Source organism: Citrobacter europaeus (assembly GCA_020099315.1).
Classification (GTDB): Bacteria; Pseudomonadota; Gammaproteobacteria; order Enterobacterales; family Enterobacteriaceae; genus Citrobacter; species Citrobacter europaeus.
Genome location: CP083650.1, coordinates 1,315,709 through 1,338,402, shown reverse-complemented (window position 1 = coordinate 1,338,402; position 22,694 = coordinate 1,315,709). Strand labels below are relative to the sequence as shown.

Sequence of the window (22,694 nt, the reverse complement as noted above, 5' to 3'; positions counted from 1 at the left end):
CGGGAATTCAACGCTGAATGCGCGAAAGGCTGTTTTGGCGCGGGCGTTTGGGCTATGCTATGCGGATCTGAAACACCACATCTAGAGCTACGTTTGTAGCTGTATTGAAAACAGGACCACTGGCTGCCATGCAAGAGCAATACCGCCCGGAAGAGATAGAATCCAAAGTACAGCTTCACTGGGATGAGAAGCGCACATTTGAAGTTACCGAAGACGAGAGCAAAGAGAAGTATTACTGCCTGTCTATGCTTCCCTATCCTTCTGGTCGACTACACATGGGCCACGTACGTAACTACACCATCGGTGACGTGATCGCCCGCTACCAGCGTATGCTGGGCAAAAACGTACTGCAGCCAATTGGCTGGGATGCGTTCGGCCTGCCTGCGGAAGGCGCTGCGGTTAAAAATAACACCGCGCCGGCACCGTGGACGTACGACAACATCGCTTACATGAAAAACCAGCTCAAAATGCTGGGTTTCGGTTATGACTGGAGCCGTGAGCTGGCGACCTGCACCCCGGAATACTACCGCTGGGAACAGAAGTTCTTCACCGAGCTGTACAAAAAAGGCCTGGTGTACAAGAAAACCTCTGCGGTCAACTGGTGCCCGAACGACCAGACCGTTCTGGCGAACGAACAGGTTATCGACGGCTGCTGCTGGCGTTGCGATACCAAAGTTGAGCGTAAAGAGATCCCACAGTGGTTCATTAAAATCACCGCCTACGCTGACGAACTGCTGCGCGATCTGGATAACCTGGACCACTGGCCTGACACCGTTAAGACCATGCAGCGCAACTGGATTGGCCGTTCTGAAGGCGTGGAAATCACCTTTGATGTGAATGGTTACGAGAATACGCTGACCGTTTATACCACCCGCCCGGACACCTTTATGGGTGCGACCTACCTGGCCGTTGCCGCAGGTCACCCGCTGGCGCAGAAAGCCGCCGCAAATAATCCTGAACTGGCCGCCTTCATTGACGAATGCCGCAACACCAAGGTTGCAGAAGCTGAAATGGCGACCATGGAGAAAAAAGGCGTCGATACTGGCTTTAAAGCCGTTCACCCGCTGACTGGCGAAGAGATCCCCGTTTGGGCAGCAAACTTCGTCCTGATGGAATACGGTACGGGCGCAGTCATGGCCGTTCCGGGCCACGATCAGCGCGATTACGAATTTGCCACCAAATATGGCCTGACCATCAAGCCGGTAATTCTGACCGCTGAAGGCGCAGAGCCGGACCTGTCTGAACAGGCGCTGACCGAAAAAGGCGTGCTGTTTAACTCCGGTGAGTTTGACGGCCTCGACTTCGAAGCGGCCTTCAACGCCATTGCTGACAAGCTGGTAGCCAAAGGCGTGGGTGAGCGTAAAGTTAACTACCGTCTGCGTGACTGGGGTGTTTCCCGTCAACGTTACTGGGGTGCGCCGATTCCGATGGTGACGCTGGAAGACGGTACCGTACTGCCTACGCCAGAAGACCAGTTGCCGGTTATTCTGCCGGAAGACGTGGTTATGGACGGCATTACCAGCCCAATCAAAGCCGATCCGGAGTGGGCGAAAACCACCGTTAACGGTATGCCTGCCCTGCGTGAAACCGATACCTTCGATACCTTTATGGAGTCGTCCTGGTACTACGCGCGCTACACCTGCCCGCAGTATCAGGAAGGCATGCTGGATTCCGACGCCGCTAACTACTGGCTGCCGGTTGATATCTACATTGGCGGTATTGAACACGCCATCATGCACCTGCTCTACTTCCGCTTCTTCCACAAACTGATGCGCGATGCAGGCATGGTCAACTCTGATGAACCAGCTAAACAGCTGCTGTGTCAGGGGATGGTGCTGGCTGACGCGTTCTACTATGTTGGCGCAAACGGTGAACGTAACTGGGTTTCTCCGGTTGATGCCATCGTTGAGCGTGACGAAAAAGGTCGTATCGTTAAGGCGAAGGACGCAGAAGGCCATGAGCTGGTGTATACCGGCATGAGCAAAATGTCCAAGTCGAAAAATAACGGTATCGACCCGCAGGTTATGGTTGAACGCTACGGTGCTGACACCGTTCGTCTGTTCATGATGTTCGCTTCTCCGGCTGATATGACGCTCGAATGGCAGGAATCCGGCGTTGAAGGGGCAAACCGCTTCCTGAAACGTGTCTGGAAACTGGTTTACGAACATACTTCTCAGGGGGATGTTGCAGCCCTGAACGCCGATGCGCTGAGCGAAGATCAAAAAGCGCTGCGTCGCGACGTGCACAAAACTATTGCTAAAGTCACCGATGATATCGGTCGTCGTCAGACCTTTAACACCGCGATTGCGGCGATTATGGAGCTGATGAACAAGCTGGCGAAAGCACCGCAGGAAGACGAACAAGACAGAGCCCTGATGCAGGAAGCCTTGCTGGCTGTTGTACGCATGCTCAACCCGTTCACCCCGCACGTTTGCTTCACCCTGTGGCAGGCGCTGAAAGGCGAAGGCGATATCGACAACGCGCCGTGGCCGGTGGCGGACGAAGCGGCAATGGTTGAAGACTCAACGCTGGTTGTGGTCCAGGTAAACGGTAAAGTACGTGGAAAAATCACCGTTCCGGTAAACGCCACTGAAGAGCAGGTTCGTGAGCGTGCTGGCCAGGAGCATCTGGTAGCAAAATATCTTGATGGCGTTACCGTACGTAAAGTGATTTATGTACCGGGTAAACTCCTCAATCTGGTCGTTGGCTAAGCGCGGGAGGAAGCGTGCGACTTCTGACAACATTGTTGTTATCTCTGGCGGTGCTTGTCACCGCCGGGTGCGGCTGGCATCTGCGTAGTACTACGCAGGTTCCACCCTCAATGAAAACCATGATCCTGAACACTGGCGATCCGAACGGCCCGTTAAGCCGCGCGGTTCGTAATCAGCTACGTCTGAACGGCGTTACGCTGCTTGAAGACGGTACAATGCGTAAAGATGTGACGTCCTTACGCCTTGGCGCGGTCAGCATTTCGCAGGATACGGCATCGGTATTCCAGAACGGTCAAACGGCTGAATACCAGATGGTGATGTCCGTAAGCGCAACCGTGCTGATCCCAGGTCATGATATTTATCCAATCAGCGCCAAAGTTTATCGCTCGTTCTTTGACAACCCACAGGCTGCACTGGCGAAGGATAACGAGCAGGACATGATTATCAAAGAGATGTATGACAAAGCGGCTGAGCAGTTGATTCGTAAGCTGCCGAGCGTACATCTGGCCGATACTCAGTCATCCAATGCTGATGCTGAGCCTGCGGTGAATAAAGCCGCGACGCCTGCGTCATCTCCGGCGCGTGTTTCCACCACGCTGGGTAACTGATGCTCAAGTTGTACCCTGAACAACTCCGCGCACAGCTCGATGAAGGGCTGCGCGCGGCGTATTTACTCTTAGGTAACGATCCTCTCTTATTGCAGGAAAGCCAGGACGCCATCCGTCAGGCTGCAGCAACGCAAGGATTCGAAGAACACCATGCCTTCACTCTGGACAACAGCACCGACTGGGGAGAGATTTTTTCACTCTGCCAGGCGATGAGCCTGTTTGCCAGTCGTCAAACCCTGCTTTTACAATTGCCAGAAAATGGCCCGAATGCCGCCATTAACGAACAGCTCGCTTCACTCGTCACTCTGCTACATGACGATCTGCTGTTGATTGTTCGTGGCAACAAACTCACCAGGGCGCAGGAAAACGGCGCATGGTATACCGGGCTGGCGAAAAACGCGGTTCAGGTTAGCTGCCAGACGCCGGAGCAAGCACAGCTCCCCCGCTGGGTCGCCGCCAGAGCAAAGCTTAACAATCTGCAACTGGATGACGCAGCCAATCAGCTGTTGTGCTATTGCTATGAAGGTAATCTGCTAGCACTGGCGCAAGCGCTGGAACGGCTAGCGCTGCTTTGGCCAGATGGCAAGCTAACGCTGCCTCGCGTGGAGAAAGCCGTTAATGATGCCGCGCACTTTACCCCGTTCCACTGGGTGGACGCGCTGCTGATGGGCAAAAGCAAACGCGCGCTGCACATTCTGCAGCAGCTACGCCTGGAAGGCAGTGAGCCGGTTATTTTGTTACGTACGATACAGCGAGAGTTGTTGTTGCTGGTTAACTTAAAACGGCAGTCGGCCCATACGCCCTTGCGCTCGTTGTTTGATAAACACCGGGTGTGGCAGAATCGCCGGGGTATGATGGGCGATGCGCTAAACCGGCTGAACCCGGCGCAACTGCGTCAGGCGGTAACGCTGTTAACGCGTACGGAAATTACGCTTAAACAAGACTATGGTCAGTCAGTGTGGGCAGAACTTGAGGGACTTTCCCTTTTGCTCTGTCATAAATCGCTGGCCGATGTTTTTATTGATGGTTGATATGAAATCATTGCAGGCTCTGTTCGGTGGCACCTTTGATCCGGTGCATTATGGTCATCTTAAACCGGTTGAAATTCTGGCGAATCTGATTGGGCTTTCCCGGGTCATCATCATGCCCAATAACGTCCCGCCGCATCGAGCGCAACCTGAAGCGTCCGGTGAGCAACGTAAGCGTATGGTTGAACTGGCCATTGCTGACAAGCCGCTATTTTCCCTGGATGAACGCGAACTGAAACGCGATACCGCTTCCTACACCGCACAAACGCTAAAAGAGTGGCGCGAGGAGCAAGGCCCAAACGTGCCATTAGCGTTTATCATTGGTCAGGATTCACTGCTTACCTTCCCTTCCTGGCATGACTACCACACCATTCTGGGGAATACCCATCTTATCGTGTGCCGACGTCCGGGCTATCCGCTCGAAATGGCGCAGGAAAAACACCAGCAATGGCTGGAGGATCATCTGACCCATTCAGCAGATGACCTGCACAACCTGCCTTGCGGAAAAATTTACCTGGCCGAAACGCCGTGGTTTAACATCTCCGCCACGCTCATCCGTGAGCGTCTGGAAAAAGGCGAGCCGTGCGACGACCTGATGCCAGGCGCAGTGCTTGACTATATCAATCAGCAGGGATTGTACCGCTAAGCACCTTGCGTAAGGCCGTCAACAGGCGGTTATTCTCTTCCAGGCTGCGAACGGCTACCCGATAATAGCGCGCATCCAGCCCCGGATAATTAGCACAACTGCGAATCAGGACGTGTTGTTCCAGCAACGCGCGTTGCAAATCAATATCCGCGCAATCGCAGCGTAATAAACGATAATTTGCCCGGCCGGGATACGTCGTCAGGCCGGGCAATTCTTGCAACTGTTGATCAAACCGCGCCCCCTCTTGTTCCAGCCACTTCCACGTTGCCTGCTGATATGCGCTATCGCGTAAGATAATCTCGCCTGCCAGGGCAGCAAACGCATTAATTGACCACGGCATTTGTCGGCTGCGCATTTGTGCAACGGCCTGCTCGTGACTGTTGACCAGATACCCCAGACGCAGCCCCGGTATCGCATAGAACTTGGTGAGAGAGCGCAGCACCCAAATATGTGGGTTATCCCGCAGCAGCGGAATAAACCCCGGCTCCCCGGCAATAAAATCGATAAAGGCTTCATCGAGGATCAGAGCGATCCCAAGCCGCTCACAACGTGCGGCAATCTCACGTAGCAGGCGGTTATCCGGTATTAACCCGGTGGGATTGTTGGGCGTACAGAGAAACAGGCAGTCCAGCTCTGAGGTTAATGCATCGAGGATCGCATCGGTAAGCTGCCAGCCGTCGTCTTCGCGCAGCGCAAACTCATGGATCGTACAGTCTCCCCATTGCAGCGCCCGACGATATTCCGCAAACCCGGGCGTCACGATCATCGCGTGGCGTGGCTTCAGGCCATGCACCAGGGTAAAAATAGACTCGGTCTCGCCGTTTCCAGCCAGGATCCACGAGGCCGGAATCTGATGATGCTCCGCCAGCGCCGCATGCAGTTTAGCGTAATCGACATCCGGGTAACGCTCCGCGCAGTCCAGGTTGTCGATGATCCCGCGTTTTAAACTTGCCGGCATACCCAACGGGTTAATATTCGCGCTAAAATCCAGCAAATGCTCAGGCGAGATGCCCAACAATTCGGCGGCTTCTCGGGTATTACCACCATGCGCGCTCTTCAATAAAGACATCGTGCCGCTCCACGTAAAAGAGGGTATTTTAGTGAAAAATCTCTGCGCAATCAGGGCAAACATCATATTTTGTGCGAATAGCCTGATGAGGAAGACATGAGACTCTGGTTAGTACGTCATGGAGAAACCGAAGCCAATGTCGCTGGTTTATACAGCGGCCACGCCCCCACACCGCTAACGGAACGGGGGATCGCTCAGGCGCAAACGCTGGGTAGGCTGTTACGCAATGTGCCTGTCGACAACGTTTTGTGCAGCGAGCTGGAACGCGCCCGCCATACAACACAGTTGGTCTTAGGGGATCGCGAGGTTGCGGTGCGCAATATGCCTGAACTCAATGAAATGTTTTTTGGTGACTGGGAAATGCGCCATCATCGCGATCTGGAGCGCGAAGACGCCGAAAACTACGCCGTGTGGTGTAACGACTGGCAGAATGCGACGCCCACAAATGGCGAAGGTTTTCAGGCATTTTCCCTGCGTGTGGAACGCTTCATTGCGCAACTCGCTGATTACAAAGCCTGCCAGAATCTGCTGGTGGTGAGTCATCAGGGCGTACTGAGCGTATTGATCGCCCGTCTGCTATCCATGCCAGCAGCGGCAATGTGGCATTTCCGCGTCGAACAAGGCTGCTGGAGCGCAATTGATTTTTGTGACGATTTTGCGGTTCTGAAAGTGCTCAACAGCCGTGCCGTATGGCACGACGGGGAGTGAAAGCGCTGTTTTTTATCTCGAAGGGGCTCTCTCCCATTGACACCCCATGACAGGCTGTTATTCTCCGCAACCTGACTTTTCCCGCCCTTCAGAGCTTTGCAGAAATTGTTTTACAAAAATGGCGATGCATTCTGTAGCGTGGGATGGGATGATAGCGCACTTCACAAGCGCTTTCGGAGACATTTGTCCCGATATCGCCTCTGGTTCAGGTATACTAACAGACGTTTTTAACTCTTTTCACCCAGGGGGAACACTTGCAGGGTAAAGCACTCCAGGATTTTGTAATCGACAAAATTGATGACCTGAAAGGTCAAGACATCATCGCCTTAGACGTTCAGGGCAAGTCCAGCATCACTGATTGCATGATTATCTGCACCGGCACATCCAGCCGTCACGTTATGTCTATCGCAGATCACGTTGTTCAGGAGTCCCGCACTGCTGGCCTGCTGCCGCTCGGCGTGGAAGGCGAGAATGTCGCTGACTGGATCGTCGTTGACCTCGGCGATGTGATTGTCCACGTGATGCAGGAAGAGAGTCGTCGCCTGTATGAACTGGAAAAACTCTGGAGTTAATGCGTGAAGCTGCAACTTGTCGCTGTGGGAACGAAAATGCCTGACTGGGTGCAAACCGGATTTACCGAGTATCTGCGTCGGTTTCCGAAAGATATGCCCTTTGAGCTGATCGAAATCCCGGCAGGAAAACGCGGCAAGAACGCGGACATTAAACGCATTCTCGACAAAGAGGGTGAGCAGATGCTGGCCGCAGCCGGCAAAAACCGCATCGTCACCCTTGATATCCCCGGGAAACCCTGGGATACGCCGCAGTTAGCGACCGAACTGGAGCGCTGGAAACTGGACGGTCGTGACGTCAGCCTGTTGATTGGCGGGCCAGAAGGGCTCTCTCCCGCCTGTAAAGCGGCAGCGGAACAAAGCTGGTCACTCTCTGCGTTAACCCTTCCTCACCCTCTTGTTCGGGTTCTGGTAGCGGAGAGTCTGTACAGGGCGTGGAGCATTACCACCAACCATCCTTATCACCGTGAGTGATCATTGATTCTTGAGTAGATTAAGCAGCGGATGAAACTACAGAATTCTTTTCGCGACTATTCGGCTGAGTCCGCGCTGTTTGTGCGCCGGGCGCTGGTCGCTTTTTTGGGGATTTTGCTGCTCACCGGCGTGCTGATCGCCAACCTTTATAATCTGCAAATCGTTCGCTTTACTGATTATCAGACTCGCTCGAACGAAAACCGTATCAAACTGGTCCCTATCGCGCCAAGTCGCGGCATCATTTATGACCGCAACGGCATTCCGCTCGCCCTTAACCGCACCATTTATCAGATAGAAATGATGCCGGAAAAGGTCGACAACATTCAGGATACGCTCGACGCGCTGCGTAACGTCGTAGACCTGACGGACGATGATATTGCCGCCTTTAAAAAAGAGCGCGCCCGTTCACACCGTTTCACCTCTATTCCGGTAAAAACCAACCTGACTGAAGTTCAGGTCGCACGGTTTGCCGTTAATCAATATCGCTTTCCGGGCGTCGAAGTTAAAGGCTATAAACGTCGCTATTACCCCTACGGCTCTGCGCTAACCCACGTGATTGGCTACGTATCGAAGATCAACGATAAAGACGTGGACCGCCTGGACAAAGACGGCAAGCTGGCTAACTACGCGGCGACGCACGACATCGGCAAGCTGGGTATTGAACGTTATTACGAAGACGTCCTTCACGGCCAGACCGGTTATGAAGAAGTTGAAGTGAACAACCGCGGCCGCGTCATTCGCCAGCTGAAAGAAGTGGCCCCGCAGGCCGGGCACGATATCTATCTCACTCTGGATTTGAAACTCCAGCAGTACATTGAAACGCTGCTGGCGGGCAGTCGTGCCGCCGTGGTGGTTACCGATCCGCGTACCGGTGGCGTTCTGGCGCTGGTATCCATGCCGAGCTACGACCCGAACCTGTTTGTAGATGGCATCTCCAGCAAAGATTACTCCGGGTTGCTCAATGATCCGAATACCCCATTAGTTAACCGCGCCACGCAGGGCGTTTACCCCCCTGCTTCGACGGTAAAACCTTACGTCGCTGTTTCTGCGTTAAGCGCAGGCGTCATTACCCGCAACACCGGCCTGTTCGATCCGGGCTGGTGGCAGCTACCGGGCTCTGAGAAACGTTACCGCGACTGGAAAAAGTGGGGGCACGGTCATCTGAACATCACCCGTTCTCTGGAAGAGTCCGCAGATACGTTTTTCTATCAAATCGCCTATGATATGGGGATAGACCGGCTTTCAGAGTGGATGAGCAAATTTGGCTACGGCCAATACACGGGTATCGATCTTGCCGAAGAACGTTCCGGCAATATGCCAACCCGCGAGTGGAAGCAAAAACGGTTTAAAAAACCATGGTACCAGGGTGATACCATTCCCGTCGGCATCGGTCAGGGTTACTGGACTGCAACCCCTATCCAGATGAGTAAAGCGCTGATGATCCTTATCAACGACGGTTTGGTAAAAGTCCCGCATCTGCTGATGAGTACGGCAGAAGACGGCAAGCAGGTGCCGTGGGTACAGCCGCACGAACCGCCCGTTGGCGATATTCATTCCGGTTATTGGGAAATCGCGAAAGACGGTATGTATGGTGTCGCGAACCGCCCTAACGGGACTGCGCACAAGTATTTTGCTGGCGCGCCTTACAAAATTGCGGCGAAATCCGGTACCGCACAGGTCTTTGGCCTGAAAGCCAATGAAACCTATAACGCACATAAGATCGCCGAGCGTTTACGTGACCACAAGCTGATGACGGCCTTCGCCCCTTATGATAAACCCCAGGTCGCTGTCGCCATGATCCTTGAAAACGGCGGTGCGGGTCCGGCGGTGGGCACTATTATGCGCCAAATCCTTGACCACATTATGTTGGGCGACAACAACACCAATCTGCCTGCAGAAAACCCCGCGGTTGCAGCAGCGGAGGACCAATAATCGTGACGGATAATCCGAACAAAAAAACATTCTGGGACAAAATCCACATCGATCCCACCATGTTACTGATTTTGCTGGCTCTGCTGGTCTACAGCTCACTGGTCATCTGGAGCGCCAGCGGCCAGGATATTGGCATGATGGAGCGCAAGGTCGGTCAAATCGCAATGGGTCTGGTCATCATGGTCGTGATGGCGCAAATTCCGCCCCGGGTTTATGAGGGCTGGGCGCCCTATCTCTATATCTTCTGCATTATTCTGTTGGTGGCGGTAGACGCCTTCGGCGCCATTTCCAAAGGCGCGCAGCGCTGGCTGGATTTAGGTATTGTGCGTTTTCAGCCCTCAGAAATCGCCAAAATCGCCGTGCCACTGATGGTCGCGCGCTTTATTAACCGAGACGTTTGCCCGCCATCGCTAAAAAATACCGCCATTGCGCTGGTGCTGATTTTTATGCCCACGCTGCTGGTCGCAGCCCAGCCTGACCTCGGCACCTCAATTCTGGTTGCCCTTTCAGGTCTGTTTGTCCTGTTCCTTTCTGGTTTGAGCTGGCGCTTAATCGGCGTTGCGGTGGTTCTGGTCGCAGCGTTTATTCCGATACTGTGGTTCTTCCTGATGCATGATTATCAGCGTCAGCGCGTCATGATGCTGCTCGACCCGGAAACCGACCCGCTGGGCGCGGGCTATCACATCATTCAGTCTAAAATTGCTATTGGCTCTGGCGGGCTACGCGGCAAGGGCTGGCTGCATGGTACGCAGTCGCAGCTTGAGTTTTTACCGGAGCGCCACACGGACTTTATCTTCGCAGTCCTGGCGGAAGAGCTGGGTCTGGTGGGGATATTGATTCTGCTGACGCTGTACATTTTGCTGATTATGCGCGGATTATGGATCGCTGCTCGCGCGCAAACCACCTTTGGTCGCGTCATGGCGGGTGGCTTAATGTTGATATTATTCGTTTATGTCTTCGTAAATATTGGTATGGTGAGCGGTATTCTGCCCGTGGTTGGGGTTCCACTCCCACTGGTCAGTTACGGAGGCTCGGCACTTATCGTGCTGATGGCCGGGTTCGGGATTGTTATGTCGATCCACACCCATAGAAAAATGTTGTCGAAAAGCGTGTAAGGGGTACGCAATGCGTAAGCAGTGGCTTGGTATCTGCATCGCAGCAGGAATGCTCGCGGCGTGTTCGAGTGATGATGGTCAGCAACAGGTTGCTGTCGCGCCGCAGCCTGCGGTGTGTAATGGTCCGATTGTTGAAATCAGCGGGGCCGATCCGCGCTTTGAACCCCTGAACCCAACGGCGAATCAGGACTACCAGCGTGATGGTAAAAGCTACAAAATCGTCCAGGATCCCTCCCGCTTTAGTCAGGCCGGGCTCGCCGCTATTTATGATGCGGAACCCGGAAGCAATTTAACCGCGTCTGGCGAAGCGTTCGACCCGATGCAACTGACCGCTGCGCATCCGACGTTGCCAGTCCCAAGCTATGCCAGAATTACCAACCTGGCAAACGGCAGGATGATCGTCGTACGCATTAACGATCGCGGCCCTTATGGCAACGATCGCGTGATTTCACTTTCGCGTGCCGCTGCCGATCGTCTGAACACCTCCAACAACACCAAAGTACGTATCGACCCGATCATCGTCGCCCAGGATGGTTCCTTGTCGGGGCCGGGAATGGCTTGTACTACGGTCGCGAAACAAACTTATGCCCTGCCGGCACGTCCAGATTTAAGCGGTGGCGGCAATATGGGAAGCATGCCTTCGCCATCGGATGCAGGTCAGCCGCAAGGTGATATTCGTCCAATCAGCAATTCCACGCTGAAAAGCGATGATCCAACCGGCGCGCCAGTCAACAGCGGTGGATTCCTCGGTGCGCCGACCACGCTCGCAGCAGGTGTGCTGGAAGGCAGCGAGCCGACCCCGGCGCCACAACCGACTACCACCGCACCGGTATCGTCAACCGCGCCGGCAGCGACACCAGCAGCCGTCGCAGCACCTGCTCCAGCGGCAACCGCTAACGGACGCTACGTGGTGCAGGTTGGCGCTGTCAGCGAGCAGTCGCGCGCACAGCAGTATCAAAAGCGTTTAAGCCAGCAGTTTGGCGTCCCTGGCCGGGTAGTACAAAACGGCGCAGTCTGGCGTATCCAGATGGGGCCGTTCGCCAGCAAAACTGAAGCTTCCGCATTGCAGCAGCGTCTTCAATCCGAGGCGCAATTACAGTCCTTCATCACCGGCGTGTAATAACGTAAATCAGGTATCTGAACTGTCAGTTTCTGTAAATGACATTAACAAAGTCACGCGGAAAGTCAGATGCCTGCCAGTTATGCATTTGCTATAGTAGGGCACTTTTTTTAATTTCATCACGGACGTCGTAGTTCAGACCATGAAGACCACTTTTTCCGCTCGTTTCGTGCAGCGTATGGCGCTCACCGCGGCTCTCTGCGCAGCCTCTCTCTCTGCTGCCCATGCCGATGACCTGAATATTAAAACCATGATCCCGGGCGTTCCGCAGATCGATGCGGAGTCGTATATCCTGATTGATTACAATTCAGGTAAGGTTCTCGCAGAACAGAACGCCGATACTCGCCGCGATCCCGCCAGCCTGACCAAAATGATGACCAGCTACGTCATCGGCCAGGCGATGAAAGCCGGGAAATTCAAAGAAACCGATCTGGTTACCGTCGGTAATGACGCATGGGCTACGGGCAACCCGGTCTTCAAAGGTTCATCGCTGATGTTCCTTAAGCCAGGCATGCAGGTTCCTGTTTCTCAGCTGATCCGTGGCATTAACCTGCAATCCGGAAACGACGCGTGCGTGGCAATGGCGGACTTCGCCGCCGGTAGCCAGGATGCTTTCGTCGGACTGATGAACAGCTATGTGAATGCGCTGGGCCTGAAAAACACCCACTTCCAGACCGTTCATGGTCTTGATGCTGACGGCCAGTACAGCTCGGCTCGCGACATGGCGATGATTGGTCAGGCGCTAATTCGTGACGTGCCTAACGAATACTCTATCTATAAAGAAAAAGAGTTCACCTTTAACGGCATTCGTCAGCTAAACCGCAACGGCCTGCTGTGGGATAACAGCCTGAATGTCGACGGTATCAAAACCGGTCACACCGATAAGGCTGGCTATAACCTCGTTGCATCAGCAACTGAAGGCCAGATGCGTCTGATCTCCGCCGTCATGGGTGGTCGCACCTATAAAGGCCGCGAAACCGAAAGTAAAAAACTGCTGACCTGGGGCTTCCGTTTCTTCGAAACCGTCAACCCGCTGAAAGTAGGTAAAGAATTTGCCTCAGAACCTGCCTGGTTTGGTAACACCGATCGTGCGTCGTTAGGTGTTGATAAAGACGTCTATCTGACCATTCCACGCGGTCGCATGAAAGATCTGAAAGCAAGCTATGTGCTGAACACCACTGAACTGCACGCACCGCTGCAGAAAAATCAGGTTGTCGGTACTATCAACTTCCAGTTGGATGGCAAAACCATTGAGCAGCGCCCGCTGGTGGTTCTGCAGGAAATCCCTGAAGGCAACTTCTTTGGGAAAATCATTGATTACATTAAATTAATGTTCCATCACTGGTTTGGCTAAAAATCGAACACTTGAAAGTGTGATTTACGTCCCCATATACTAGGTATCCTGATAACTCCCACGCACTGTGGGAGTTATTATTTTTTGATGTAACGCCGGAGCTGACATGAAAACCAAACTTAACGAACTGCTTGAATTCCCTACTCCATTTACTTACAAAGTAATGGGGCAGGCGTTGCCTGAGCTGGTTGATCAGGTGGTTGAAGTGGTACAGCGCCATGCGCCAGGTGATTACTCTCCGACGGTAAAACCGAGCAGCAAAGGCAACTACCACTCGGTCTCTATCACCATCACTGCTACACACATTGAGCAGGTTGAAACGCTGTACGAAGAATTAGGTAACATCGATATCGTACGCATGGTGCTGTAAAAACCTGTCGGTTACCCGCTGCATCCCCGCTCGGGTAACCCCTCCCTCCTGTGATATACTTTTCCCCTCTTTAACATTCTCTACTCTGTGTGAGTATTTACGGAGATGCCGTTTTGTATCAGGATAAAATTCTGGTCCGCCAGCTCGGTCTTCAACCTTACGAGCCAGTCTCTCTGGCCATGCACGAATTTACCGATACCCGCGATGAAAACAGCCATGATGAAATCTGGCTGGTAGAGCATTATCCTGTCTTTACCCAGGGTCAGGCAGGTAAAGCAGAACACGTACTGATGCCCGGAGATATTCCGGTGATCCAGAGCGATCGTGGCGGCCAGGTGACCTACCACGGGCCGGGCCAGCAGGTCATGTATGTGCTGTTAAACCTGAAGCGTCGTAAACTTGGCGTTCGCGAACTGGTTACGCTGTTAGAGCAAACCGTCGTCAATACCCTGGCGGAAATCGGCATTGACGCTCACCCGCGAGCCGATGCGCCTGGCGTTTACGTTGGAGAGAAGAAAATCTGCTCTTTGGGGTTACGTATTCGTAAAGGATGTTCATTTCACGGCTTAGCGCTTAACGTGGATATGGACTTGTCGCCTTTCCTGCGTATCAATCCTTGTGGTTATGCCGGAATGGAGATGGCAAAAGTATCGCAGTGGGATAGCGCGGCCACCACTGAGAGCATTCGCCCACGCCTGCTGGCCAACATTCTGGCGCTGTTGGGTAACCCACCGCACGAATACGTTGCGGACTAAAAATGCGGTCATACTTTGCCACGGCATATGTTGTGGCAAATGGCACAAAACAACAACTATTTTACATTTTGCCAGCCTGTCAGGCTGCTTTCTGGCCCGTTTCAATGATATACTGCGTATCACTAATTCAAAAATAGTTGATAAATGCAACATTCCCTTGAATTGAAACGCTTTCCTTCGTAATTCGCAACTGGAACACGCAAGCTATGAGTAAACCCATTGTGATGGAACGCGGTGTTAAATACCGCGATGCCGATAAGATGGCTCTTATCCCGGTAAAAAATGTGGCAACAGAGCGTGAAGCCCTGCTGCGTAAACCGGAATGGATGAAAATAAAACTGCCAGCGGACTCCACTCGCATCCAGGGCATCAAAGCGGCAATGCGCAAAAATGGCCTGCACTCTGTCTGCGAAGAAGCTTCCTGCCCTAACCTGGCTGAATGTTTCAATCACGGCACTGCAACCTTTATGATCCTCGGCGCAATCTGTACCCGCCGTTGCCCATTCTGCGACGTTGCCCATGGCCGTCCGGTTGCTCCTGATGCTAACGAGCCGTTAAAACTGGCTCAGACAATTGCGGACATGGCGCTGCGCTATGTGGTCATTACCTCCGTTGACCGCGACGATCTGCGTGACGGCGGCGCCCAGCACTTTGCTGACTGCATCACCGCTATTCGTGAGAAAAGCCCGTCGATTAAAATCGAAACGCTGGTGCCTGACTTCCGTGGTCGTATGGATCGCGCGCTGGATATCCTCACCGCCACACCGCCGGACGTGTTTAACCACAACCTCGAAAACGTACCGCGTATTTATCGCAATGTACGCCCTGGGGCTGACTATAACTGGTCGCTGAAGCTTCTGGAACGTTTCAAGGAAGCACATCCGGAGATTCCGACCAAGTCGGGTCTGATGGTGGGTCTGGGCGAAACCAATGCTGAAATCATTGAGGTCATGCGCGACCTGCGCAGCCATGGCGTGACTATGCTGACGCTGGGGCAGTATTTACAGCCAAGCCGCCATCACCTGCCGGTGCAACGCTATGTAAGCCCGGATGAGTTCGATGAGATGAAAGCAGAAGCTATGGCTATGGGCTTTACCCATGCTGCGTGTGGTCCATTCGTTCGCTCTTCATACCATGCTGACATGCAAGCCAAAGGGCTGGAAGTGAAGTAACCGTGTAATAATCACTTACATATCAGCAATAAAAAAACCGGCAAATCGCCGGTTTTTTTTCATTCAGAGTTTGCAGTATGAGCATCATGCTCCTGACATTACTCTTTATGAGAAAGCTTCTCAGCCTGAACGCTACCATCAGCCTCTTTCTTGGCATCGGCATTATCGTCGTTCATCGCTTTCTTGAAGCCCTTGATTGCCGTTCCCAGGTCTCCACCCAGTGTACGTAACTTCTTGGTACCAAACAGCAGAACAACCAGTGCGGCAACCACCAGCAGTTTGGTAATACTAATCTCACCCATAGATACCTTCTTGACTTAAACCAGGCTGCATAAAGCGCCATATTAACCTGAGAATATTAACGGCCTTTCGACGCGCGCACACAATAGCAATCTGTAACAAGGTGAATCAAGCCTTGTTTAAAAAAACGTCATAATAATTGCGGTGGCGCAAAGCGTCGGTTACTTAACACCGGAAGTTGCGCCCTGACCTGCCTCACCCTCTCGCCGGAAACCTCGGCTATGATTAGCGCGGGCGTTTCTGCCGCTGCTGCAATGGTCACGCCTAAAGGATCGATAACCCGACTTTGGCCAATATTCTTGTTACCGCACTCTCCAGCCGCCACCAGATAACACGTGGCATCCAGCGCTCTTGCTGCCAAAAGTGTAGCCCAGTGATGCTCTTTTAACGATCCCCGCACCCAGGCCGCGGGTAAAACGAGGATTTCAGCCCCCTGCAGCGCGTGCGCCAGCGCCAGCTCGGGGAAGCGCAGGTCATAGCAGGTCATTAGCCCTACTTTTAATCCGTCTACGTCCAGCAGCGGCGCGATGGCGTCCCCTGCATCCACATTACGTGATTCTTGAATGGAAAAGGCGTCATAGAGATGTAATTTCGCGTAATGGGCCACAACCTGCCCTGCCCGTAACGCCACCAGCATGTTATAGGCACGACCAGGCACAGAGGGAACATGAATGGTCAGGATTGTTGTCATCTCATTTTGCGCACTTTCTCGCAACAAACGCGTCAGAAACCCACCTTCTAACAGTTGGGCTGATTTCACTGACATGTCAGGGTCAAAATCGTCACGCGCCAGCAATGCCTCCGGTAATACCAGTAGCGATGCTCCCTCGCCTGCTGCCTGAGACATCAGTAAGGCACAGGTTTCTGCATTTTTCTCCCATGAAGGACCCACGGCAAATTGCCCTGCAGCAACGAACATATTCCCTCCAGAAAACTTTGTTAAGCTCGCCAACAACGATTATTCAGCGTTACACTCACTCTCTATACAATCAAATAGCAGGATTACGCAGTGTTACAACTCCTTTTAGCGGTTTTTATTGGTGGTGGTACAGGTAGCGTAGCAAGATGGATGCTGAGCATGCGGTTTAACCCGCTGCATCAGGCCATTCCATTCGGTACGCTGGCTGCAAACTTAATTGGGGCATTTATCATTGGTATGGGCCTGGCATGGTTTAATCGCATGACAAACATTGACCCAATGTGGAAGGTACTGATTACCACTGGCTTTTGCGGGGGACTAACAACATTTTCCACTTTCTCTGCAGAAGTGGTGTTTTTGCTACAGGAAGGACGCTTTGGTTGGGCTATGGTGAATGTGCTGGTGAATCTATTGGGGTCATTCGCGATGACCGCCCTCGCATTCTGGCTGGTTTCTGCCTCGCCCGCACATTAGAGCGAAAAAAACCCGCAATTAAGCGGGTTTTGAATGCTTGCTGTCGTATGCTTACAGAGCGATTACGTTTGCAGCAGAAGGGCCTTTGGCACCGTTAGTGATTTCGAACTCTACACGCTGACCTTCAGCCAGAGTTTTAAAACCATTGGTCTGGATTGCAGAGAAGTGTACGAACACGTCTTTGCTGCCATCTTCCGGAGTAATGAAACCGAATCCTTTGGACTCATTAAACCACTTAACGTTACCTTTAATCTTAGACATCAAAATTACCTTTACATGAAAAATAGACACAAATGCTGTGTCGGGTATCAGTACAACAATTGTGGTGCACTTTGTCCAGTCGAACTTTATCAAAAAGTGATAAATGTCGCGTTATTTTTCAGTTAAACTTCATAACAATATGTTTTTAAAGGTATTTTTAATAAACCACCTGACAATACAGGTAGTCTATCAAAACTGGAAACGCATCCAGGCAAAGTAGACGTTGCCGTTGTTATACGTTCCTGGAATGTAGGTCATCTGAAACGTTGCCGGACCATAGCCAATTGATGCCAGCGGTAACAGCACGGGTACAGGAATGTAGTTCCAGTTATCACGCGCGGTAAAACCGGCGGTAAAACCGAGACCTGTATGGAAGTTTTCATCGGCCAGCGGCCGCCAGGTTGTTTCCCAGCCATAGCCGCCGATCGGTTCCCATTTATTGTAGGAATCCTTAAAGGCCATTATATAGAGCCCGTGCCAGTTACCTTTATCATCCCAACGGGATTGGCCAAATCCTGCCCCCCATGGGCGTTCATTGTAGCGATCCGTTTTGTCTTTATCGTAGGCAAAACGTGCATGCCAGGTAATAGCAGGTACATACAGATCATAATGTTCCGGCTGCTGCCAGGTCTCACTGACATTATCTTTAAAAGTAGCGAACCAGCCTTTGTCTTCAGCAGCACCCTGGGGAATGAAAGCTAACTGAATAAAAAGAAATGAAAAAATGAGAAAATATCGTTTAGCGACAATCACAACTTAATTACCATCCTGGGATTTATTATTAATTATAGCAAACCCAACCTTAATGTTAGCTTAACAAAAAAACGCAGATAAAAAATCAGAATATTCCTCAGCTTATAAATTTTAAGATAATTATCCCTTTATTTATTGAGTCATTTCATAGGAACAATTTTCTCTTTATTGCCAATAAATAGCTCTTCCCTCCAGAAAACGCCAAATAAGACAACAACAAAATAACAATTAATTATCAATATTACCACAAAACAGACACACCAACGCCGCGCTTCACAGTTTTTTATTGTGAGATTCTTTTTTAACCACGATGCTGAAAAAATGGCTTAGCCATCGCTTGAATCCGTATTTTTATTGATTTCAATCAGCAAGAGTTATCGTTTTATTAGGCACATTCTGTCACCACTTTTTACTTTTTTTAGTTTTTTTACTTTCTGGGCAGCAATGCGACAGGGGAAACAATGTTGACATTTATTGAACTCCTTATTGGAGTTGTGGTTATTGTGGGTGTAGCGCGCTACATCATTAAAGGTTATTCCGCGACAGGCGTACTGTTTGTTGGCGGTCTGGTTTTACTGATTATCAGTGCGCTGATGGGTCATAAAGTTCTGCCTTCCAGCGCAGCAACGACGGGCTATACGGCAACAGACATTGTTGAATATATTAAAATTTTGCTGATGAGCCGCGGTGGCGATCTCGGCATGATGATTATGATGCTGTGTGGTTTTGCCGCTTATATGACCCATATTGGCGCGAACGATATGGTAGTTAAGCTGGCCTCCAAACCGCTGCAATATATCAACTCACCTTATCTGTTGATGATTGCCGCCTATTTTGTCGCCTGCCTGATGTCGCTGGCAGTCTCGTCAGCTACCGGCCTGGGCGTATTGCTGATGGCAACGCTGTTCCCGGTGATGGTTAACGTTGGGATCAGCCGTGGCGCCGCGGCGGCCATTTGTGCCTCTCCCGCTGCAATCATCCTTTCTCCTACATCCGGTGATGTGGTGCTGGCTGCCAAAGCTGCGGAAATGCCGCTGATCGATTTCGCGTTTAAAACCACGCTGCCCATTTCCATTGCCGCCATCATTGCTATGGCGATTGCCCACTTTTTCTGGCAGCGTTATCTGGATAAAAAAGAGAACATTTCTCATGAAATGTTAGATGTGGCTGAAATCACCACTACCGCCCCTTCGTTTTACGCAATCCTGCCGTTTACCCCGATCGTTGGCGTCCTGATTTTCGATGGTAAATGGGGTCCACAGCTGCATATTATTACAATTCTGGTGCTGTGCATGCTCATCGCTGCGGTCCTGGAGTTCGTTCGCGGATTCAACACCCAGAAGGTTTTCTCTGGCCTGGAAGTCGCCTACCGTGGCATGGCGGATGCCTTTGCTAACGTGGTAATGCTGTTAGTCGCGGCGGGGGTTTTTGCCCAAGGTCTGAGCACAATCGGCTTTATCCAGAGTCTGATCTCTATCGCTACCTCGTTTGGCTCAGCAAGCATTATTCTGATGATGGTGCTGGTGATCCTGACGATGCTGGCAGCAATGACTACAGGCTCCGGTAACGCCCCGTTCTATGCCTTCGTTGAGATGATCCCTAAGCTGGCACATTCTTCCGGCATTAACCCGGCTTATCTTGTTATCCCGATGCTGCAGGCATCAAACCTTGGGCGCACAATTTCCCCGGTCTCCGGCGTGGTTGTGGCTGTCGCAGGGATGGCAAAGATTTCTCCGTTCGAAGTGGTGAAACGTACCTCGGTTCCGGTCCTGGTTGGACTGCTGGTGGTGATTATCGCCACTGAAGTGATGGTACCTGGCTCTTCTTCGTCCGTCGTTGGCGGCTGACACTCAGTTAAATGTAGGCCGGATAAGGCGTTTACGCCGCATCCGGCATTTCAACCCGTTGCCGGATGGCGATGCTAAAGCATCTTATCCGGCCTACGTCAGAAATCAGCATTTAGCCGCCGTGATAAATACGCTGCGGCCTGCCTACCTTCCCGTGAATAATCTCCGCAATAATCAAATGGCGGCTGGCACAATACTCCAGATAGCGTCTGGAGGTGGTACGGCTGATAGTAAGCGCCTGGGCGATCGTTTCCGCAGTATGATGTACCGTCGGATCGGCAAATAATTTCAATACCGCATTCAGCGTTAAGGCGTCAATCCCGGTCGGCAAATCGCCCTTCGGCTCGCCGCGCGCGTAGGCATTGAACATTTCATCAATCTGCTTTTGACTGGCGCTGTCATTGCCTGCCAGCATGCGTCTGCGCTGTTGATACCGCGTAAGCGTCTGCCCCAACCGCTCGTAAGCGATAGGTTTGACCAGATAATCAAACGCGCCGCTGCGCACGGCCTCGGAGACCGTTTCCATGTCGCTGGCCGCCGTGGTAAACACCACGCCACCCGGATATCGCGCCTGGGTTAGCTCATGCAACAACGTAATTCCCTTGCCGTCCGGCAAGTAGTTGTCGAGCAGTATCAGACCGGGCTTAAAACGCTCAATCATCATCCTCGCCTGCGCAAGATTACCCGCCAGCCATATCTGGCTAAAGCCCGGTATATGGCGGATATATTCAGCATGCATTTCCGCCAGTAGCGTTTCATCCTCAACGATCAACAGCGTTAATGGTTCCGTCATTATTTTTTTTCACTTTCGGAAGAAATAAAGAAAATAAGGTGCCGCAAGGGGAGTTATCTTCGAGCGTAATCACCCCGTTACAGCGCCTCACATAACTTGCAATCAGATACAAACCGATGCCATGTTCACCGGGTTCATCGGTACGGGTGCTCACACCCTGCTCAAATATTTTTTCACGCAATGCTTCCGGTACACCGCATCCCTGATCGGCAACTTCGATGATCACGTCATCTCCTTCATCGCTTAAATAGAGCTCGACGACCTTGTTGCCTTGCTGGGTGCGCAAGCTCGCTTCAAATGCATTATCAAGCAGATTGCCAACAATTGCTGCAAACTCTGTGCTGTCCAGCCCCTCGGGAAGTTGATGCAGTTGGCTGCCTGGAACGATGGTCATGGTAAGGCCCAACTCCCGCGCGCGCTGCACCTTGCCAAATAACAGACCGGCTACCTGACGATCGGCAAACGCGCCGCGCAGGCTGTCAATCAGTTGCTGCTGTGCCTGCGACTCCCCCTGCACCATTGCCAGTACCCGATCATATTCTTTCATTTGCAGCAGGCCGTTAATGGTCGACATCCAGTTCAGGTGCTCATGACGCAGCGTCCTCAGGCTCTCTACATACTGTTTGATCTGCGTTAATTGCGCATTAAGGGTAGCAATTTCATCTTTACTACGAAAACTGATGATTGCCCCAAGCAGTTCATCGCCGGAGCGAATCGCCTCACGGTTAGCGATAACGCTCAGGCCATTAAAGTTCACCATCGCGTCCTGTCGTTGTTCCGCAATCTGCTGGATGAAAAAGTCAGCCGGCTGAACCACCTCACTCACCGGTTTTCCCAGCCACTTTCGCCCAGGCGAAGACAGCCCCAGCATTTTCCTCGCGCTGCGGTTTATGGCGGTGATATACCCATCAGGATCCACGGCGATCAATCCTTCATACACCGAGCTAAATAGCGCTTCCTGCTGACGCACCACCCGCGCGATTTGTTTGGGCTCCATCCCCAGCATCTGCCGTCGAATATGGGCGGCAAAAAACCAGGAGAGCAGCATAAGTACCAGCAACAGCAGGATAAACACGCCTGCCATTGGGAGTAAGAAGTCAGAGCGCCAGCTATCAATTTTACTGATCAGATAGCCAATTGAGACCACGCCAATGATTTTGCCATCGTCATCAAAGATGGGCGTTTTGGCACGCATCGCCATCCCGATTGACCCTTTGCCGGTAATAAAGTAACTCTCCCCTTTTTCCAGCGCGCCGGGTTTCGTGAACTGCATCGGGTAGCCAATTTTTTCCGGATTCGGATGATAAAGACGGATAGAGTGGGTATCTCCGATAACCACATAGTCGAAGTCTGTCCCGCTCTGCAGTTTATCGGCAATGGTCGCCAGACGCTTGTAATCACGATGCTTCACCGCCGTGATGATACTGTCGTTAGAGGCGATGATTTTGGCCTGATTCATCGCCATATCGCGGACATGCGTTGCCAGATAATCTTCAAAGCTGGCGGTGAAGTATTGTGCTAACGCGGCGATAATAAAAACAGAAACGACCAAAATAAGCAGAAAGATACGCAGTGGAAACGCCAGACTGCGAAAAAAAGGAAACCGTGTTTTATTTTTCTGCTTTGCCATATTTCTTCCTCAGCGACGTTATCCGAAACTTATTTTTTATTGTAGTTGTAATGAAAATGTTTTATTTACAAGTCACGGTATAAAAC

At 52.0% G+C, this 22,694-nt stretch carries 23 protein-coding genes; 16 read left to right on the top strand and 7 right to left on the bottom strand.

Annotated elements, in window-relative coordinates; translation table 11 throughout:
* Positions 1-128 precede the first annotated feature (128 nt).
* From leuS to nadD, 4 genes are read left to right on the top strand one after another with little or no spacing between them, the layout of a single operon-like run.
* Positions 129-2,711 carry a leucine--tRNA ligase gene (leuS, locus tag LA337_06180; protein UBI17285.1) on the top strand — a complete coding sequence of 861 codons (2,583 nt, stop codon included), beginning with the start codon at positions 129-131 and terminating at the stop codon, positions 2,709-2,711.
* A 14-nt stretch (positions 2,712-2,725) separates the two neighbouring features.
* The gene (gene lptE / locus LA337_06175; GenBank protein ID UBI17284.1) at positions 2,726-3,319 is read left to right on the top strand and encodes an LPS assembly lipoprotein LptE; all 594 of its coding nucleotides are present in this window, start codon (positions 2,726-2,728) and stop codon (positions 3,317-3,319) included.
* Positions 3,319-4,350: a DNA polymerase III subunit delta gene (gene holA, locus LA337_06170; GenBank protein UBI17283.1), complete on the top strand. Its 1,032-nt coding sequence runs from the start codon at positions 3,319-3,321 to the stop codon at positions 4,348-4,350. Before lptE ends, holA begins: the two co-directional genes overlap by 1 nt.
* A gap of 1 nt (position 4,351) precedes the next feature.
* Entirely contained in the window at positions 4,352-4,993 is a 642-nt protein-coding gene (gene nadD, locus LA337_06165) for a nicotinate-nucleotide adenylyltransferase (GenBank protein ID UBI17282.1), read from the top strand.
* Here nadD and cobD read toward each other — a convergent pair.
* Positions 4,968-6,062 carry a threonine-phosphate decarboxylase CobD gene (gene cobD / locus LA337_06160; protein ID UBI17281.1) on the bottom strand — a complete coding sequence of 365 codons (1,095 nt, stop codon included), beginning with the start codon at positions 6,060-6,062 and terminating at the stop codon, positions 4,968-4,970. The two genes, nadD and cobD, sit on opposite strands and share 26 nt — an antisense overlap.
* A gap of 96 nt (positions 6,063-6,158) precedes the next feature.
* On the opposite strand from cobD, the gene LA337_06155 reads away from it, so the two are divergent.
* The 10 genes from LA337_06155 (at position 6,159) to lipA (ending at position 15,631) form a co-directional block, all read left to right on the top strand.
* A complete protein-coding gene (locus LA337_06155) occupies positions 6,159-6,770 on the top strand; it encodes an adenosylcobalamin/alpha-ribazole phosphatase (protein ID UBI17280.1) in 612 nt (203 codons plus the stop codon).
* A gap of 254 nt (positions 6,771-7,024) precedes the next feature.
* Positions 7,025-7,342, top strand: coding sequence for a ribosome silencing factor (rsfS, locus tag LA337_06150; GenBank protein ID UBI17279.1), 318 nt, complete (start codon positions 7,025-7,027; stop codon positions 7,340-7,342).
* A 3-nt stretch (positions 7,343-7,345) separates the two neighbouring features.
* Complete coding sequence (gene rlmH / locus LA337_06145; protein UBI17278.1) at positions 7,346-7,813, top strand: 23S rRNA (pseudouridine(1915)-N(3))-methyltransferase RlmH; 468 nt, start codon at positions 7,346-7,348, stop codon at positions 7,811-7,813.
* Positions 7,814-7,843: 30 nt separating this feature from the next.
* The gene (gene mrdA / locus LA337_06140; GenBank protein UBI17277.1) at positions 7,844-9,745 is read left to right on the top strand and encodes a peptidoglycan DD-transpeptidase MrdA; all 1,902 of its coding nucleotides are present in this window, start codon (positions 7,844-7,846) and stop codon (positions 9,743-9,745) included.
* Positions 9,746-9,747: 2 nt separating this feature from the next.
* Positions 9,748-10,860, top strand: a complete 1,113-nt coding sequence (gene mrdB, locus LA337_06135; GenBank protein ID UBI17276.1) for a peptidoglycan glycosyltransferase MrdB — start codon at positions 9,748-9,750, stop codon at positions 10,858-10,860.
* Between the two features lie 10 nt (positions 10,861-10,870).
* Positions 10,871-11,980: an endolytic peptidoglycan transglycosylase RlpA gene (gene rlpA / locus LA337_06130; GenBank protein ID UBI17275.1), complete on the top strand. Its 1,110-nt coding sequence runs from the start codon at positions 10,871-10,873 to the stop codon at positions 11,978-11,980.
* Positions 11,981-12,122: 142 nt separating this feature from the next.
* Positions 12,123-13,334 carry a D-alanyl-D-alanine carboxypeptidase DacA gene (gene dacA, locus LA337_06125; protein UBI17274.1) on the top strand — a complete coding sequence of 404 codons (1,212 nt, stop codon included), beginning with the start codon at positions 12,123-12,125 and terminating at the stop codon, positions 13,332-13,334.
* A 106-nt stretch (positions 13,335-13,440) separates the two neighbouring features.
* Positions 13,441-13,704, top strand: a complete 264-nt coding sequence (gene ybeD, locus LA337_06120; protein UBI17273.1) for a DUF493 family protein YbeD — start codon at positions 13,441-13,443, stop codon at positions 13,702-13,704.
* A gap of 113 nt (positions 13,705-13,817) precedes the next feature.
* Entirely contained in the window at positions 13,818-14,459 is a 642-nt protein-coding gene (lipB, locus tag LA337_06115) for a lipoyl(octanoyl) transferase LipB (protein ID UBI17272.1), read from the top strand.
* A gap of 206 nt (positions 14,460-14,665) precedes the next feature.
* Complete coding sequence (gene lipA / locus LA337_06110) at positions 14,666-15,631, top strand: lipoyl synthase (GenBank protein UBI17271.1); 966 nt, start codon at positions 14,666-14,668, stop codon at positions 15,629-15,631.
* Positions 15,632-15,729: 98 nt separating this feature from the next.
* Here lipA and tatE read toward each other — a convergent pair whose 3' ends face one another.
* Positions 15,730-15,933 carry a twin-arginine translocase subunit TatE gene (gene tatE / locus LA337_06105; GenBank protein UBI17270.1) on the bottom strand — a complete coding sequence of 68 codons (204 nt, stop codon included), beginning with the start codon at positions 15,931-15,933 and terminating at the stop codon, positions 15,730-15,732.
* A gap of 128 nt (positions 15,934-16,061) precedes the next feature.
* Positions 16,062-16,850: a deaminated glutathione amidase gene (locus LA337_06100; protein UBI17269.1), complete on the bottom strand. Its 789-nt coding sequence runs from the start codon at positions 16,848-16,850 to the stop codon at positions 16,062-16,064.
* 90 nt (positions 16,851-16,940) lie between these two features.
* Between LA337_06100 and crcB the strand changes: the two genes are divergently transcribed.
* Positions 16,941-17,324, top strand: coding sequence for a fluoride efflux transporter CrcB (gene crcB / locus LA337_06095; protein UBI17268.1), 384 nt, complete (start codon positions 16,941-16,943; stop codon positions 17,322-17,324).
* A 51-nt stretch (positions 17,325-17,375) separates the two neighbouring features.
* On the opposite strand, the gene cspE is transcribed toward crcB, so the two are convergent.
* The gene (gene cspE, locus LA337_06090; protein UBI17267.1) at positions 17,376-17,585 is read right to left on the bottom strand and encodes a transcription antiterminator/RNA stability regulator CspE; all 210 of its coding nucleotides are present in this window, start codon (positions 17,583-17,585) and stop codon (positions 17,376-17,378) included.
* 189 nt (positions 17,586-17,774) lie between these two features.
* Positions 17,775-18,335: a lipid IV(A) palmitoyltransferase PagP gene (gene pagP / locus LA337_06085; protein UBI18410.1), complete on the bottom strand. Its 561-nt coding sequence runs from the start codon at positions 18,333-18,335 to the stop codon at positions 17,775-17,777.
* Between the two features lie 464 nt (positions 18,336-18,799).
* Here pagP and dcuC point away from each other — a divergent pair, with 464 nt between their 5' ends.
* Positions 18,800-20,185: an anaerobic C4-dicarboxylate transporter DcuC gene (dcuC, locus tag LA337_06080; GenBank protein ID UBI17266.1), complete on the top strand. Its 1,386-nt coding sequence runs from the start codon at positions 18,800-18,802 to the stop codon at positions 20,183-20,185.
* 112 nt (positions 20,186-20,297) lie between these two features.
* Here dcuC and dpiA read toward each other — a convergent pair whose 3' ends face one another.
* Both dpiA and dpiB read right to left on the bottom strand, forming a co-directional pair.
* Positions 20,298-20,978 carry a two-component response regulator DpiA gene (dpiA, locus tag LA337_06075; protein ID UBI17265.1) on the bottom strand — a complete coding sequence of 227 codons (681 nt, stop codon included), beginning with the start codon at positions 20,976-20,978 and terminating at the stop codon, positions 20,298-20,300.
* Positions 20,947-22,608: a sensor histidine kinase DpiB gene (gene dpiB, locus LA337_06070; protein UBI17264.1), complete on the bottom strand. Its 1,662-nt coding sequence runs from the start codon at positions 22,606-22,608 to the stop codon at positions 20,947-20,949. The genes dpiA and dpiB overlap by 32 nt, the downstream gene beginning before the upstream one ends.
* Between the last annotated feature and the right edge of the window lie 86 nt (positions 22,609-22,694).

Excerpts from the sequence above, each read along its gene's own strand:
- leuS (UBI17285.1), top strand. The coding sequence starts at position 129 with ATGCAAGAGCAATACCGCCCGGAAGAGATAGAATCCAAAGTACAGCTT.
- holA (UBI17283.1), top strand. The coding sequence starts at position 3,319 with ATGCTCAAGTTGTACCCTGAACAACTCCGCGCACAGCTCGATGAAGGG.
- nadD (UBI17282.1), top strand. The coding sequence starts at position 4,352 with ATGAAATCATTGCAGGCTCTGTTCGGTGGCACCTTTGATCCGGTGCAT.
- cobD (UBI17281.1), bottom strand. The coding sequence starts at position 6,062 with ATGTCTTTATTGAAGAGCGCGCATGGTGGTAATACCCGAGAAGCCGCC.
- LA337_06155 (UBI17280.1), top strand. The coding sequence starts at position 6,159 with ATGAGACTCTGGTTAGTACGTCATGGAGAAACCGAAGCCAATGTCGCT.
- mrdA (UBI17277.1), top strand. The coding sequence starts at position 7,844 with ATGAAACTACAGAATTCTTTTCGCGACTATTCGGCTGAGTCCGCGCTG.
- rlpA (UBI17275.1), top strand. The coding sequence starts at position 10,871 with ATGCGTAAGCAGTGGCTTGGTATCTGCATCGCAGCAGGAATGCTCGCG.
- dacA (UBI17274.1), top strand. The coding sequence starts at position 12,123 with ATGAAGACCACTTTTTCCGCTCGTTTCGTGCAGCGTATGGCGCTCACC.
- ybeD (UBI17273.1), top strand. The coding sequence starts at position 13,441 with ATGAAAACCAAACTTAACGAACTGCTTGAATTCCCTACTCCATTTACT.
- lipA (UBI17271.1), top strand. The coding sequence starts at position 14,666 with ATGAGTAAACCCATTGTGATGGAACGCGGTGTTAAATACCGCGATGCC.
- tatE (UBI17270.1), bottom strand. The coding sequence starts at position 15,933 with ATGGGTGAGATTAGTATTACCAAACTGCTGGTGGTTGCCGCACTGGTT.
- LA337_06100 (UBI17269.1), bottom strand. The coding sequence starts at position 16,850 with ATGTTCGTTGCTGCAGGGCAATTTGCCGTGGGTCCTTCATGGGAGAAA.
- cspE (UBI17267.1), bottom strand. The coding sequence starts at position 17,585 with ATGTCTAAGATTAAAGGTAACGTTAAGTGGTTTAATGAGTCCAAAGGA.
- dcuC (UBI17266.1), top strand. The coding sequence starts at position 18,800 with ATGTTGACATTTATTGAACTCCTTATTGGAGTTGTGGTTATTGTGGGT.
- dpiA (UBI17265.1), bottom strand. The coding sequence starts at position 20,978 with ATGACGGAACCATTAACGCTGTTGATCGTTGAGGATGAAACGCTACTG.
- dpiB (UBI17264.1), bottom strand. The coding sequence starts at position 22,608 with ATGGCAAAGCAGAAAAATAAAACACGGTTTCCTTTTTTTCGCAGTCTG.